We start from the raw sequence: 15,138 nt of genomic DNA, 5'->3' as shown, positions 1-15,138 counted from the left end.
GGCCCGTGCGCGTGGGGCGCCCGTGGTCAGTCGCCGCGGTACTTGGGGGCGGGCGGGCCCGCTATGCCGGGCAGTCCGGCCGCCAGCCACTTGCGATACGACGTCATCCAGGGGCTGCTGTCACCACCCGCCCGGTAGTCGACGAGGACCTTGTTCACCCGGGCCACCAGGTCGTCGGCGCCCTTCTTCGTCGCGACGCCGTAGTACTCCGTGGTGAACGGGGCCCTCCCCTTGAGCTCCACCGCCGGGTCCTGCGCCGCCTGACCGGCCGCCAGGGCGTTGTCCGTGACGACCGCGTCGACCTCGCCGAGCTGGAGCCGCACCAGGCAGTCCAGCTGGTTGGGCACGGTCAGCAGGTCCCGATCACGCTCGGTGCCGTCGAAGTCGTCCTTGTAGAGCGCCCCGAACGACTTCTTCTCCAGCGCCTCGTACGCCGTGGAGCCCTCGGCCGAGCAGACCCGCTTGCCCTTCAGCGACTCGTCGTAGCCGGTGATCGTCGACCCCTTCGGGGCGAGCACCTGCTGCCCGGCCTGGAAGTAGGCGGTGGAGAAGGAGACCTGCTCCAGCCGCTTGCAGTTGATCGTCATCGTCCGCACGACGACGTCGACCCGGTCGTTCTCCAGGGCGGCGATGCGCTGGTTGGTGGGGATCGCGCGGAAGATCACCGCGTCCGGGTCGCCCAGGACGTCCTCGGCGATGGCCCGCACCAGATCGATGTCGAACCCTTCCAGCTCCCGGGCCTCCGGATTGCGGTAGCCCCAGCGGAAGCTGTTCTGGTCGACGCCCGCGATCAGCTTGCCGCGCTCCTTGATCTTCTCGATGCTGGGCCCGTCGGCGCTCGACGCGGGCAGGCTCGCCTCCGGCTCGGTGCACTCCTCGGCCCGTGCCTGGGCGGCCGTCACCGCCCCGCCGCCCGGGGCGTCCGCTCCGGCCGCCCCGCCGCTGTGGTGGGCCAGCGGCAGCAGGGTGACCGCCGCGGTGACCGCGCACGCCGCCGCCATCCCCGCCACGCCGCCCCAGCCGCGCAGGCCGCCGCGTGCGGAACGCTCCTTCGACCTGCTCATCGCTGCCCCTCTCACCGGTACTCCGAGAGCCTGCGGTTGACCCCGACGATCACGGCGGCGGCCCCCAGGACCGCCAGCGCCGCGGCGCCGATCGGCAGGCCCCGCAGGGCGCCCCGCCCGTCCTTCGCCGCCGCGGTGAACTCGCCCTGCTCATGGGCGAGCGCCTTCTCCAGCGCGGCGTCCACCCGCTGGAAGGACTGCCCGGTGGAGCCCTCGGCCCCGATGATCTGCTCCAGGGCGCCGTCGTAGTCGCCGCGGTCGTCCGTGGCGCGGGCCTCGCGGTGGCGGGCCTGCCACTCGGTCACGTCCTTGGCCGCGTCGAGGACCGGCGCGTTCCCGCTCTCGTCGTCCGCGAGCCGGTCGGCCTTCTCCAACCGGTCCTTCAACGCCTTCATCCCCGTGCTGTAGTCCGCCTCGTACTGGTCGGCGGAGCCGTCGGGGGTCAGCACCGCACCGCGCGCCACCAGGGTGAGGTTCTCGTTGGCGCGCGCCTTCAGGGAGTTGATCCGCGCGTCGTTGAGCACATCCAGGGACGCCTGGCCGTGCACCATCGCCGACCGCAGCTCCGTACGGGCCACCGCGTGCCCCACGGCCAGCCAGAGCACCACCACCGAGGCAGCTGCCGTCGCCGCCAGCAGCCCGTGGTTCAGCACCCGGTTCGTCCGGCGGTAGGTGCGCCGCTGCATCCACACCAGCGCGCCGAGCACCAGAATCCCGGCGCCGAGCGACAGGAGGGGCCACTGCCGGGCGTCGGCGGAGTCCGTCTCCAGCCGGCCCGTCTCCGCCGCGTACAGCCGCTCGGCGGCCGGCAGCATCTCGCCGGTCATCTTCTGGTTCGCGTACCGGAGATAGGCGCCGCCCAGCGGCAGGCCCTGGCGGTTGTTGGCGCGGGCGCGCTCGATCAGACCCGTGTAGACCGGGAGCAGCTTGTTGAGGGTGGCTATCTCACGGCTGGACGGGCTGTCGGAGTCGGTGCTCCCCGACGCCTTCACCAGCAGCCGGGCCGCCTCCTCGATGTCCTTCCGATACTGCTGATGCACGGCCTCGGGCTCCTGCGCACCCGCGAGGAACCCACTGGCCGCCGTCGTGTCCGCGTCCGCCAGGAAGCGGTAGATGTCCGCCGCGTCGGCGCTGAGCGGCTGACTGCGGCTGACCACGTCGTCGGCCGACGAGGCCCGCGACGAGATCTCCAGGGTGGTCACCGCGCCGAAGGCCACGACCAGCAGGGCCAGGACGGCCCCGATGATCTGGAGCCGGCCGGGCTCGGTCGTCGCCACGGCGCGCAGACGCTCCGCCCGCACGGCCCACGTGGTGCGGCGCTGTGCGTCCATGCCGGCGGGCGCGGACACCGGGTCCGGCGTGCGCAGCGTCTGCGTGCCGCCGCTCGGCGGGTGTGTCACTCGACCTCCCCCTCGGTCACTGACGGCGGGCCCCCGTCCCCGGCCCAGGGACGCGCGCCCGGCCAGAAGTATGGCCGCGGGGACGGACATGCGCACCGGGAACGGCTGTTTCCCGTAGCGGCCCCCACATCAGCCCCCACATCAGTCCCCACATCGGTCCCGATATCGGTCACGACATCAGCCCTCACATCAGTCCCCGCATTCGATCAGGGCGGACGCGGCCGATCAAGACAAGCGGTGCAACGCGCCCTGATACATCCCCATAAGCGAACGGACTCCCCATCAGGTACACGTTCCAGGAGCCCGATCGGTTCCCTCGCGCCCCGCGCGTGCCTGGCGTTCACCCGTACGAGGAACGTCCCCCCACGCGAACCGCGTGAGGGGACGCCCCCGTGACGTACGACGTGCTCCGGTCCTCAGACGTACTGCGCGCGCAGCCTCCGATGGACCTCCGGCGCCGCGCCCGTACGGTCCAGGCCCAGCAGCGCCGCGCCCAGCACCGGCGGCTCGGACACGACGCGCACCTCGGCCTTCGGGGCGCGTGCCGCGAGGAGCGCGGTGATCCGGTCGTTCAACTGCGGATGGCGCGCGGCCAGCACACTGCCGCCCAGCAGCACCGGAACCTCCTCCGCCAGCAGACCGAGCCGCCCCAGCGCGACCGAGGCCATCGCCACCACCTCCTCGGCCAGTCGCTCCACCAGCGCGAGGGCCACCGGGTCGCCGCCCGCGGCGGTCGCGAACAGCACCGGCGTCAGCTCGTGCCGCCGCGCCGACGGGATCCCGCCCCGGTGCAGCGCCTCGATGAGCGCGTACATCGAGGCGAGCCCGAAGTGGCCGGGCAGCGCACGGGCCAGCTCGGACGGTTCGCCGCGCCCGTCCTCGGCGCGCGCGGCGAACCACAGCGCCTCCTCCGCGAGCCCCGAACCGCCGCCCCAGTCACCGGATATCCGCCCGATCGCCGGGAAGCGGGCGGTCCGCCCGTCCGGGGTCATGCCGACGCAGTTGATCCCGGCCCCGCACACCACCGCGACGCCCCGGGGCTCGTCCACCCCGGCGCGCAGGATTGCGAAGGTGTCGTTGCGCACCTCCACCGAGGAGCCCCAGCCGCGGGCCTCCAGGGCCTCGGCCAACTCGGCCTCCTCGACCGGCAGATCGGCGTTGGCCAGGCACGCGGAGACATGGGCGGACGCGCCGAACGCGCCGAACGCGCCGCTGGCGTCCGGCAGCTCCGCGACAGCCCGCTCCAGCGCGGCGGCCAGCTTGTCGATCGCGGCCTCCATCCCGACCACGGGCGGCTGGAAGCCGCCGCCGCGCGCCGAGGCCAGCACCGTGCCGTCCTCGCCGATCAGTGCCACGTCGGTCTTGCTGTTGCCCGCGTCGATGGCGACGACCGACACGTTCACGCCCACGAAAGGTGCTCCCGGTTGTGCGCGATCAGCCGGTCGGTGAGCCCCTCGGCGTACTCGTACTGGCCGATCAGCGGGTGGGCGAGGAGCGCCTTGAAGACCCGGTCCCGGCCGCCGCGCAGCGCGGCTTCCAGGGCGAGGTCCTCGTACGCCGTCACGTTGGCGATGAGACCGGCGTACAGCGGGTCCAGCGCCGGCACGGCCAGCGGCGTCGCGCCGTCGTGTCCGACCCGGGCCTGTACCTCGATCACCGCGTCGTCCGGGAGGAACGGCAGGGTCCCGTTGTTGTACGTGTTGACCACCTGGACCGGGGAGCCGCCGTTGCCCAGCAGGGAGGCCGCCAGGTCCACGGCCGCCTCGGAGTAGAACGCGCCGCCGCGCTTGGCGAGCAGCTCGGGCTTCTCGTCCAGCGTCGGGTCGCCGTACATCGCGAGCAGTTCCTTCTCCATCGCCGCGACCTCGGCGGCCCGGGACGGCTTGGTGCCGAGCTCCCTGACCACCTCGTCGTGGGAGTAGAAGTAGCGCAGGTAGTAGGAGGGGACGACGCCGAGCCGGTCGACGATCTGGCGGGGCATGTGCAGGTCGTCGGCGATGGTGTCGCCGTGCTCGGCGAGCAGCTTCGGCAGGACGTTCTCGCCGTCCGGGCCGCCGAGGCGGACCCCCAGCTCCCAGGTCAGGTGGTTGAGCCCGACGTGGTCGAGGTGCACCTCGGAGGGGTTCACGTCCAGCAGCCGGGCGAACTTCCGCTGGAAGCCGATCGCCACGTTGCACAGGCCGACGGCCTTGTGCCCGGCCTGGAGCAGGGCGCGGGTGACGATGCCGACCGGGTTGGTGAAGTCGATGATCCAGGCGTCCGGGTTGGCGCGGCGCACCCGCTCGGCGATGTCCAGGACGACCGGCACGGTGCGCAGCGCCTTGGCGAGGCCGCCGGCGCCGGTGGTCTCCTGGCCGACACAGCCGCACTCCAGCGGCCAGGTCTCGTCCTTGTCGCGCGCGGCCTGTCCGCCGACGCGCAGCTGGAGCAGGACCGCGTCGGCGTCGGCGACGCCCGCGTCGATGTCGGTGGTGGTCGTGATCCTTCCGGCGTGGTCCTGCTTGGCGAAGATCCGCCGGGCGAGACCTCCCACCAGGTCCAGGCGGTCGGCCGCCGGATCGACGAGCACCAGCTCCTCGATCGGCAGCGTGTCCCGCAGCCGGGCGAATCCGTCGATCAGTTCAGGGGTGTAGGTGGACCCGCCACCCACTACTGCGAGCTTCATGTCAGCCCTTTACTCCGGTCAGTGTGACGCCCTCGACGAATGCCTTCTGGGCAAAGAAGAAGACGGCGATCACGGGGGCCATGACCAGAACGGTCGCGGCCATGGTCAGGTTCCAGTCGGTGTGGTGTGCGCCCTTGAAGGATTCGAGGCCGTAACTGAGCGTCCAGGCGGCCGGGTTCTCGGAGGCGTAGATCTGTGGTCCGAAGTAGTCGTTCCAGGCGGCGAAGAACTGGAAGAGGGCGATGGCCGCGATGCCGGGCTTGGCCATCGGCAGGACGACCTTCATCAGCGTGCGGAACTCACCGCAGCCGTCGACCTTGGCGGCGTCCAGATACTCGTTCGGGATGGTCAGCAGGAACTGGCGCAGCAGGAAGATGGAGAACGCGTCGCCGAAGGCCATCGGGATGATCAGCGGCCACAGCGTGCCGGACAGGTCCATCTGCTTCGCCCAGAACAGGTACATCGGGATGATGATGACCTGCGGCGGCAGCATCATCATCGAGATGACGAGCATCAGCGACAGCTTGCGGCCCCGGAAGCGGAACTTCGCCAGCGCGTACGCCACCGGGACCGACGAGACGACGGTCAGGACGGTGCCGACGCCCGCGTACAGCAGGGTGTTGCGCCACCAGGTCAGAAAGCCCGGGGTGTTGAAGACCCGCTCGTAGTTGCCCCATTCCCAGGTGTTCGGGGTGAGGTCGCGGGTCAGCGCCTGCTGGTCGCTCATCAGCGAGGTCAGCACCACGAAGACGAACGGCAGCACGAAGAAGAGCGCGGCGGCGATCCCGAGCGAGTGCACGGCGATCCAGTGCAGCAGCGCCTTGCGGCGGGCGGTGCGCGCGGCGGGGGTCCGCGGGGAGTTCCTCGGGGAGGCGGTGGCGGTCTTGTCGACGGTGTCGAGGAGTTGGGTCATGGCTCAGTCACCGGCCTGGATCAGGTTGTTGCGGCCCCGCATCAGCAGCGCGGTGAAGGCCATGGCCAGGGCGAACAGGACGAGGGCGACGACGCAGGCGGCGCCGTAGTCGAAGCGCTGGAAGCCCAGGTTGTAGACGAGCTGCGGGAGCGTCAGTGTCGACTTGTCGGGATAGCCGGGTTCGAAGGACTGGCCGGAGCCGCCGATGACCCCCGAGGCGACCTTCCCGGCGACGAGTGGCTGCGTGTAGTACTGCATCGCCTGGATGACGCCCGTCACCACGGCGAACAGCACGATCGGCGAGATGTTCGGCAGGGTCACGAAGCGGAACTTCTGCCAGGCGGACGCGCCGTCCAGCTCGGCCGCCTCGTACTGCTCGGTCGGCACGTCCAGCAGCGAGGCCATGAAGATGACCATCAGGTCCCCGATGCCCCAGACCGCGAGCATGGTGAGGGCCGGCTTGGACCAGGTGGCGTCGTTGAACCAGCCGGGCGTCGGCAGCCCCAGTTCCCCGAGGATCGCGTTGACCGGCCCGGTGCCGGGGTTGAGCAGGAAGACGAAGGCGAGGGTCGCGGCGACCGGTGGGGCCAGGTACGGCAGGTAGAACAGCGTCCGGAAGACGCCCGTCCCTGTCTTGATCTTGGTGATCAGCAGCCCGATCCCGAGCCCGAAGACGACCCGGCAGGTGACCATGACGAGGACCAGCCACAGGGTGTTGCGCAGCGACGGCCAGAACATCGGGTAGTCGCTGAAGACGTAGGTCCAGTTGGTCAGCCCGTTGAAGACCGGAGCCCCGAAGCCGTCGTACTGGGTGAAGGAGAAATAGACGGTCGAGATCATCGGATACGCGAAGAAGACCGAGAACCCGATCAGCCACGGCGACATGAAGGCCGCCGTGCGCAGCGCCGACCTGCGACGCTTGGAGCGGAGTGTGTGCGTCGTCATCGGGGGCTACTTGGCCTTGGCGATGTCGGTGTCGATCTGCTGCGCGGTCTTCTCCAGACCGGCCTTCAGGTCCTTCACCGCGCCCTTCTCGTACTGGTAGCCGAAGTCCTGGAGCGTCAGCTGGTACGTCGACCCGTTGACGGCCCCGTCCGAGGTGCTGGACTTCGGGTGCTGGGCGATGTCCAGGAAGGTCTTGAACCGCGGGTCGAACTTCAGGTCGGGCGACTTCAGCGCATCAAGGGTGGACGGCACGTTGCGGATGCCGTTGGCGAAGTCGACGACTGCCTCCGTGTCGCTGGTCATGTACTTGACCAGCTCCCAGGCGGCGTTCTGCTTCTTGCTGGCCGGGGCGATGCCCACGATGGTGCCGGAGAGGAAGCCCTTGCCGTAGCTGTCGGCCTCGTCGTCGGCGACGGGCATCGGCGCGACGCCGATCTCGAAACCGGCCTTGGCGCTCTCGGCCATCCCGAGCCGCCACTCACCGTCCAGCTGCATGGCGACCTGCCCGGTGTGGAACGGGTGCTTGGCGCCCCACTCGTCGCCGAAGGTGCCGCGGTACTTCTCCAGCTTGTCGTAGCCGCCGAGGTCCTCGACGAGCTTCTTCTGGTACGTGAACATCTCCGCGAACGCCGGGTCCTTGGCGATGTTGGACTTGCCGTTCTCGTCGAAGTACGTGTGGTCCCACGAGGACATGTAGTGGCTGGCGACGGTCTCGTAACCGTGGAAGGTCGGCATGAAGCCGAGCTGCTCGTAGCTGTCGCCCTTCTCGACGGTCAGCTTCTTCGCGACGCTCGCCAGCTCCGACATCGTCTTCGGCGGCGCGGTGATGCCGGCCTTCTCGAAGGCGTCCTTGTTGTAGTAGAGGCCGTAGGCGTCCGTGAGCAGCGGCAGGGCGCAGCGCTCGCCCTCGAACTGGGTGTAGTCCAGGAGGACCTTCGGGAAGGCCTTCTCCAGGTCGAGCTTCGACTTCTCGATGAACGGCTTCAGGTCCGCGAACGCGCCGGACGAGCAGAACTTGCCGACGTTGGCGGTGGTGAAGGAGGAGACCACGTCGGGCCCGTCCGAACCGCCCGCGCGCAGCGCCTGGTTGAGCTTGTCGTCGTTGATGTTGCCGGAGACCTTCACCGTGATGTTCGGGTGGGCCTTCTCGAACCGGTCGATGTTGTCCTTGACCGCCTTCACCTCGGCGGGCGCGCTCCAGCCGTGCCAGAAGTTGATCGTGGTCTTCGCGTTCGGGTCGTCGGAGGCGCCGGCCTCGGACTGGCCGGTACACGCGGTGGCGAGCACCGATATCGCGGCGACGGCGACAGCGGTGGTGGTGAGACGGCTTGTGCGCATGACAAAACTCCCAGGGACGGGGAAGAGGCAGACGGCGGGGAACGGGGGAGAAGCGTGGTTCAGCGCGAGGTGTCGAACACTTCGTCGCGGGTGTCGGCGAGCGCCCTCTCCAGGGCGCCGCGCAGTACGGGGGTGCGGTCGATCTCGCCGACCACGAGCCGCGGCCGGGAGGCGGCGAGCTCGGCCAGCTCGGACTGGATCAGGGAGCGCAGGATCTCGCCGCCCGCCGCGACCGCTTGGCCGGAGAGCACGATCAGCCCGGGATCCAGGACGGCGGTGACGGAGGCGAGGCCGGTGGCGAGTCGCTGGGCGTACTGGCGCAGCAGCTCGGTGAGGGCCTCGTCCCGCTCGTACGCGTCGGCCGCCCGCGCCAGCAGTTCGGCGGCGACCTTCGCGTACGGCTGCTGCGGGGTGTCGACGCCCAGCGCCTTCGCGAGCCGGGGCACCGCCTGGGCGCCCGCCAGCTCCTGGAAGCCGCCGCTGTTGGCCTTGACGACCTGGCGCACGAGCGGGGTGCCCGGCACCGGCAGGAAGCCGACCTCGCCCGCGCCGCCGGTGAAGCCGCGGTGCAGCCTGCCGTTGATGACGAGGGCGGCGCCGAGGCCCTCCTCGTTCCACAGGAGGACGAAGTCCTCGTGGCCGCGGGCGGCGCCCAGGCGCTGCTCGGCGACGGCGACCAGGTTGACGTCGTTCTCGTACTCCACCGGCATCGGCAGGAACGCGGCCAGCTCGTCCAGCAGGGTGGGGGAGTGCCAGCCGGGCAGGTGCGAGGCGTACCGCAGCCGTCCGGTGCCCGGGTCGAAGGCGCCCGGGGTGCCGATGACGAGCCGGTGGACGTCGGCGCGGGTGAGCCCGGCGTCCTTCACCGCCCCGTCCAGCGCGTCGGCGACCTGGCGCACCACGCTGTCGGCGCGCCGGCCCGGCGTCGCCAGCTCGAACTCCCCGACGGTCTGCCCGGTCACGTCCGCGACGGCGGCGACGATGCGCCGCCCGTTCACGTCGAGCCCGGCCACATGGGCGGCCCGCGCGTTCACCGTGTAGAGCTGCGCGTTGGGCCCGGGGCGCCCCTCGCTGGTCCCGGTGGCGACGACAAGACCGGCCGCCTCCAGCCGGGCCAGGAGCTGGGACGCGGTGGGCTTGGAGAGGCCGGTCAGCTTTCCGATCCGGGTCCGGGAGAGCGGCCCGTGCTCCAGCAGCAGATCGAGGGCGGCCCGGTCGTTCATGGCCCGCAGCACCCGTGGTGTGCCCGGTGTGCCGGGTGCGCCGGGAGTGGTTCCCGCCATCGTGGATGCACCGCCCTCTGTTCGGACCTCCGGAGCGGACCCGGAGAAACTCTGTTAGGAAAGTTTCCTATTCGGTTGAGAGGACGGTAGGCCGCAGGTCACCGCACCGTCAATGGGTGGCCCCCGTCCGGCAATCAAAGTGTTACCCGGCACGGCGACGCCCCCGGCCGCCGCCCTGGGGTTCAGGGGGCGGCCGGGGGCGCTGCGGCAGGGGTTACTCGTTCAGATTCGGCCGCTACTTGCTCAGGTTCGTCGCCGGCGGTATCGGGGTCGCCGCCAGGGACTGCGGGGAGGTCGCCGAGGCGTACGCGGAGGGGGCTGCCATCGCGGCCGTCGGGTCCGCCGTGGACTCGCCATCCGAGGGGAGCGGGATCGCGCCGACCATCCGGATGCCCGCGTCGTCCAGCGCCTGCTTGATGCGCCAGCGCAGCTCGCGCTCCACGCCGATCGACTTGCCCGGCATCGTCTTCGCGGTCACCCGGACCGTCATCGAGTCCAGCAGGACCTCGTCCAGGCCGAGCACCTCCACCGGGCCCCACAGCCGCTCCGACCAGGGCTCTTCCTTCGTCATCGTCTCGGCGGCTGCGGTGATCGCCTCGCGGACGCGCTCCAGCTTCTCCGTCGGGCGCACCGTGACGTCGACCCCGGCCGTGGACCAGCCCTGGCTGAGGTTGCCGATCCGCTTCACCTCGCCGTTGCGGACGTACCAGATCTCGCCGTTGTCGCCGCGCAGCTTGGTGACGCGCAGCCCCACCTCGATGACCTCGCCGGAGGCCACGCCCGCGTCGACGGTGTCCCCGACCCCGTACTGGTCCTCGAGGATCATGAAGACGCCGGAGAGGAAGTCCGTGACCAGGTTGCGGGCGCCGAAGCCGAGTGCCACACCCGCGACACCTGCGGAGGCGAGGAGTGGCGCCAGGTTGATCTTGAAGGCGCCCAGGACCATCAGGGCGGCCGTGCCCATGATCACGAACGAGGCCACCGAGCGCAGTACCGAGCCGATCGCCTCCGAGCGCTGGCGTCTGCGCTCGGCGTTCACCAGCAGCCCGCCCAGCGCCGTGCCCTCCACGGCCTGGGCGCTGCGGTTCATCCGCTCGATCAGATTGGTCAGGGCGCGCCGGATCAGATAACGCAGCGTGATCGCGACCGCCACGATCAGCAGGATGCGCAACCCGGTGCTCAGCCAGGTGGACCAGTTCTCCTCGACCCAGCCCGCGGCGTTCCCGGCCTGTTCGGCGGCTTCGCCCAGCGAGCCACCCGGCTCGGGAGAGGGGGCTGCGGCCAAGAGGACGGACAGCGACACGACAGGGACCTCCAGGGGGACGACGGCTGGTCAACCACACTAACGAAGCCGGGGCAGTGGATCGTTGCCGTCGCGGGAGGAGAGACGGGTCTCACCGGGAACACCTCCGCTGTGGCCGATCGCACAGTGCCGACGGGCGCCCAGGTGAAACACCTGTTCGGCACCGCCGAACGGTGTGCGGCGCCCGGAGTGAGAAAAATCCTCCCGGCCCGTTACCCGTACGTGGTGGCGCTTTGACCAGGCATGAGGAGAGACTGAGATCGGATCGTCCCGGCGCGAGCCACGCGCCGCCGGCGTACAAGGAGGCATCCACCGTGCCGCACGTCCTGGTTCTCAACGCGTCGTACGAGCCGCTCGGCGTCGTACCGCTCCGCCGCGCGCTCGTCCTCGTCCTGGAGAACAAGGCCATCTGCCTTGAAGAGTCCGGCTCCTTTCTGCACAGTGCCACCCGTGCCGTGCCCGCACCCAGTGTGGTCCGGCTCAAGCGCTTCGTCCGCGTCCCCTACCGGGGCCCCGTCCCGCTGACACGGCGGGCGCTCTTCGCCCGGGACGGCGGGCGCTGCATGTACTGCGGGGCCGCCGCGACCAGCGTCGACCACGTCATTCCGCGCAGCCGCGGCGGACAGCACGCCTGGGACAACGTGGTGGCGGCCTGCCGCCGCTGCAACCACGTCAAGGCCGACCGCCATCTGCCCGAGCTCGGCTGGCGACTGCGCCACCAGCCCGCCCCGCCGACCGGCCTGGCCTGGCGGATCATCGGGACCGGACACCGCGACCCGCGCTGGCTGCCGTATCTGCAACCGTTCGGCGCGGACGACGTGATGGCCCGGATCGACGGCGTGTCCGCCTGAGATTCGGGTCTTCGCCGTTCCCCCTGTACGTACGGGGTCAATCTGTACGTACAGGGCCCCTCTGCACGTGCGCGGTCAGGCTGTACGTACGCGGTCAGGCTGTACGTACGCGGTCAGGCTGTACGTACGCGGTCAGGCTGTACGTACGCGGTCAGTCGTCCACGACCGCGTACGCCTCCACCGACCACAGCGAGTAGCCGTACTCCGTCGCCCGGCCGTCCCCCTGCACCCGGATGAACCGGGTGTCCTTCGCGTCCATCCGGACCGACTCGCGTCCGCCCCGGCCCTCCGTCACCGTCGCGGCGGTGCGCCAGACGCGGCCGTCGGCGGAGACCTGTATCCGGTAGCGGGAGGCGTACGCGTCCTGCCAGTTCAGCACCACCTGGCCCAGGCGCACCGGCTTCGGCAGCTCGGCCCCCCACCAGGCCCCGTCCTCCACCGGCGAGGACCACCGGGTCTCCGGATCGCCGTCCAAGGCCGCCGACGCCGGGAAGTCCGGGGTCTCGTCGCCGGACGAGGAGGCCTTCGCCGTACGCGCCAGATCCGGGCCGCCCGTACGCGGGAAGGCCCGCACGGTCAGCGTGGACTCCTGGCCGCCGAAGGCCAGCGGAACCTCGTACTCACCCGCCGGGGTGTCCGCCGGGACGGTGATGTCCACGGGCACATCCGTACGCGATCCACGCGGCACGGTCGTCTGCTTCGGGACCCGCACCTCGATGCCCTCGGGGGCCTTCGCGGTGAGCTTGCCCTTCACCTCGACCGGACGCCGCCCGGCCAGCCTGGCCTCGACCCGCTGGGGCTCGCCGCCGATCTCCGCGTCCGTCTCGCCGCGCGTCAGGTCGAGCGTGGCGGCGGGCTCGTCGCCGAACCACGGCACCAGGGCGCGCACCTGCGGGGACCCCGCCACGACGGCGGGGGAGGGGGGCAGGGTGGGGCTCAGGTACGAGGGCGGGACGGTCCGGGCGGCCTCCGGCACCGTGACCCGTACGGCGTCCGCGCGCAGCCCCTTCGCGGCGGTCTGGGTCCAGCCGCTCGGCGAGAGCTTCCCGAGCGCCCGCCACCCCTCACCGGGCACGTAGGCCTCCACGACCGCGCCGGTGAGGGCGTCTCCGGGCTCGGCGAGCGCCGTGACGGCCTCCACCGGGCGGGGCCCGGCCAGCCGGACCGTATAACTGTGCGCGTCCTTCGTGACCCGGCCCGAGGCGCGGTCGGTGCCGTTCCACCCGGCCGACACCTTCGCCGCCCTGTCCAGGAACGGGTCCAGCACACCCGCGCCGACCGTGGCCCGGCTCGCGCCGATCTCCTGGCGCAGCGGCTCCAGGGCCAGCTGGACGCGCCAGGCGGCGGCGCCGTCCCCGGCGGCCTGGGCCTGGAGCAGGTCCACCGCGAGCTCACCGGCCCGGCCGTAGCGGGCCAGCTGCTCCGTCCAGGGGCGCACCTCTTCGGTCAGTCGGCCGTCGGCGGGGGTCTTCAGCCGCTCGGGGGCCCCTCGCATCACGGAGAAGGCCGCGCGCAGCTCGGCCGCCGCCCGGTCGCGGCGGGGGGCGTCCGCGCGGGAGTTCCAGAACGCGTCGAACAGGGGCTGGAGGTAGGCGGACTCCTCCGCGCCGAGCACCGAGCCCGCGCTGTTCCCGGCCAGCGCCAGCAGCGCCTCCCGGGCGCCCGCGTCCCCGTCCGCCAGATCCTCGACGGCCGCCCGCCACGACTCGTCCGGGCGGTACCCCTTCGGGTTCCAGGCGAAGTCGGCGGCGGTGAACAGCGGGATCCGCGAGGCCGACGCCTGCTCCATCGCGTTGGCCAGCAGCGCCGCCGAACCGCTCGCCACGGCCGGGTCCCGGCCGGTGTACGGGCCTAGGAAGATGCGGTCCTGGGCGTAGTCGTTGACCGGGTAGTTGTCCATCGTCACCAGCGGGTGGCGGAACGCGGCGCGGGCCCCGGCGAGTTCACCGCCGGTGATCTTCTTCGGCACCACCCCGACACCGGTCCAGGCCACCTGCACCCGGTCGTCCAGCTCGGCCGCCAGCGCGGTGCGGTAGTCGGTGGCCCCGTCCTGGTAGAACTCCGTCGGCAGCACCGACAGCGGGGCCGCGCCCGGGTGCCGTTCCTCCAGATGCCGGGCGAGGGCGCCCGCTACCCGGGCCTGCGCGCGGGCCGCCGCCTTCGGACCGCTGCCGAAGGTCTCCGCGTCCAGGTCGCAATGCCACTCGCTGTAGCTGACGTCCTGGAACTGGAGCTGGAAGACCCGGATGCCCAGCGCCCACATGGCGTCGATCTTCTTCGTCAGCGCCCGGAGGTCCTGATCCGAGGCCATGCACATCGCCTGCCCGGGAGAGACCGCCCAGCCGAGCGTGACGTGCTCGGCGCGCGCCCGCTCGGCGAGCGCCCGGAAGTCGGCCCGCTTCTCGGACGGATACGGCTCGCGCCAGCGCGCCAGCCGGTAGGGGTCGTCGCCCGCCGCGTAGAGAAAGCGGTTCTGCTTGGTGCGGCCCATGAAGGAGATCTGGGCGAGCCGCTCCTCGCGTGTCCACGGCTCTCCGTAGAACCCCTCGGCCATGCCGCGTACGGCGGTCCCCGGCCAGTCCCGTACCGTCACGCCGGCCACCGAGCCGTCGGCGATCAGCTGGCGCAGGGTCTGGACGGCGTGGAAGAGGCCGTCCGCCCCGAGCCCGTCCAGCGCGACGGTGGCACGTCCGGAGACCTGGCCGACCGCGATCCGGTAGCCGCCCGATGGCAGATCGGCCCGGTCGGGAGCGCGCAGCGCCCGCAGTGCCTCGCCGGCTCCGCTGCCGCCGACACGGACCACCGTTCCGCCGCCCGGCAGGCTCTCGTGCAGGGTCCGGACGCCCGCCCCGCGCAGCAGTGTGCGCGCCTGTTCGACGGCGTACGGATCGGCGTCGGGCGCGGCGACGAGCGTGGCCTCGGAGCCCAGCGGCACGGCGGGCCCGGTGGTCTTCAAGCTCTGCGGCCGGGGCCAGACGGACGGGGTCCGCGCGCTGTCGGCGCGGTCGGCGGAGCCGACCGCGGGCCTGCCGGGGTCGGCGGGAGCGGCCGTCGCGGCCGGAGCGACGGAGACGGATCCGAGGAGTCCGCCGATCACGGCGACGGCGACGGCCGTTGCCTGCCTTCTGCGCCCGATCCGCACGTCGCGCTCCCCTTCGTACGTACCAACTGTCGGCGATGGACCGCCGTGCCACCCCCTCGGACCGCAGGCGGTGGGCCGCGGCGGGCTCCGAGCCCACCACCCGGGCGCGAGGGTGTCAATGCGCATGGCCGTTCTGCCGTATTTGCCGGTAATAGTGACGCCTTCGAGCCCTCTGGGGCTGGTGTGGCGGCCGGGAGTGGCTGAAAACGGCCCATACCTGCTGCCCCGGGGAAC

At 71.5% G+C, this 15,138-nt stretch carries 11 protein-coding genes; 1 reads left to right on the top strand and 10 read right to left on the bottom strand.

What is annotated here, in order from left to right:
- Positions 1-26: 26 nt before the first annotated feature.
- The 9 genes from ACIQRW_RS19250 to ACIQRW_RS19210 all read right to left on the bottom strand — a co-directional run bounded on the left by ACIQRW_RS19250 (position 27) and on the right by ACIQRW_RS19210 (position 10,911).
- Positions 27-1,064: a glutamate ABC transporter substrate-binding protein gene (locus ACIQRW_RS19250; RefSeq protein WP_403761532.1), complete on the bottom strand. Its 1,038-nt coding sequence runs from the start codon at positions 1,062-1,064 to the stop codon at positions 27-29.
- A gap of 11 nt (positions 1,065-1,075) precedes the next feature.
- Positions 1,076-2,464, bottom strand: coding sequence for a hypothetical protein (locus ACIQRW_RS19245; protein WP_403761529.1), 1,389 nt, complete (start codon positions 2,462-2,464; stop codon positions 1,076-1,078).
- Between the two features lie 416 nt (positions 2,465-2,880).
- Entirely contained in the window at positions 2,881-3,873 is a 993-nt protein-coding gene (locus ACIQRW_RS19240) for an N-acetylglucosamine kinase (RefSeq protein ID WP_403761526.1), read from the bottom strand.
- Positions 3,864-5,129 carry a 6-phospho-beta-glucosidase gene (locus ACIQRW_RS19235; RefSeq protein ID WP_403761523.1) on the bottom strand — a complete coding sequence of 422 codons (1,266 nt, stop codon included), beginning with the start codon at positions 5,127-5,129 and terminating at the stop codon, positions 3,864-3,866. Before ACIQRW_RS19235 ends, ACIQRW_RS19240 begins: the two co-directional genes overlap by 10 nt.
- 1 nt (position 5,130) lies before the next feature.
- Positions 5,131-6,042, bottom strand: a complete 912-nt coding sequence (locus tag ACIQRW_RS19230) for a carbohydrate ABC transporter permease (RefSeq protein WP_403761520.1) — start codon at positions 6,040-6,042, stop codon at positions 5,131-5,133.
- A 3-nt stretch (positions 6,043-6,045) separates the two neighbouring features.
- Positions 6,046-6,987 carry a carbohydrate ABC transporter permease gene (locus ACIQRW_RS19225; RefSeq protein ID WP_403761517.1) on the bottom strand — a complete coding sequence of 314 codons (942 nt, stop codon included), beginning with the start codon at positions 6,985-6,987 and terminating at the stop codon, positions 6,046-6,048.
- Between the two features lie 6 nt (positions 6,988-6,993).
- On the bottom strand, positions 6,994-8,325 hold the full coding sequence (locus ACIQRW_RS19220) for an ABC transporter substrate-binding protein (RefSeq protein ID WP_403761515.1): 1,332 nt from the start codon (positions 8,323-8,325) through the stop codon (positions 6,994-6,996).
- A 59-nt stretch (positions 8,326-8,384) separates the two neighbouring features.
- Positions 8,385-9,608 (bottom strand): ROK family transcriptional regulator, encoded by a 1,224-nt coding sequence (locus ACIQRW_RS19215; protein WP_361321880.1) that lies wholly within the window; start codon positions 9,606-9,608, stop codon positions 8,385-8,387.
- 235 nt (positions 9,609-9,843) lie between these two features.
- Positions 9,844-10,911 (bottom strand): mechanosensitive ion channel family protein, encoded by a 1,068-nt coding sequence (locus ACIQRW_RS19210; protein ID WP_403761512.1) that lies wholly within the window; start codon positions 10,909-10,911, stop codon positions 9,844-9,846.
- Between the two features lie 314 nt (positions 10,912-11,225).
- On the opposite strand from ACIQRW_RS19210, the gene ACIQRW_RS19205 reads away from it, so the two are divergent.
- Entirely contained in the window at positions 11,226-11,762 is a 537-nt protein-coding gene (locus ACIQRW_RS19205; RefSeq protein ID WP_003969129.1) for an HNH endonuclease, read from the top strand.
- Positions 11,763-11,913: 151 nt separating this feature from the next.
- On the opposite strand, the gene ACIQRW_RS19200 is transcribed toward ACIQRW_RS19205, so the two are convergent.
- A complete protein-coding gene (locus ACIQRW_RS19200; RefSeq protein ID WP_403761509.1) occupies positions 11,914-14,904 on the bottom strand; it encodes a beta-N-acetylglucosaminidase domain-containing protein in 2,991 nt (996 codons plus the stop codon).
- Positions 14,905-15,138: the final 234 nt, after the last annotated feature.

The sequence above is a fragment of the Streptomyces sp. NPDC091287 genome, assembly GCF_044768525.1.
GTDB lineage: Bacteria > Actinomycetota > Actinomycetes > Streptomycetales > Streptomycetaceae > Streptomyces.
Note: the sequence above shows the minus strand (reverse complement) of the source record. Positions and strands in the feature narration are given on the sequence as shown.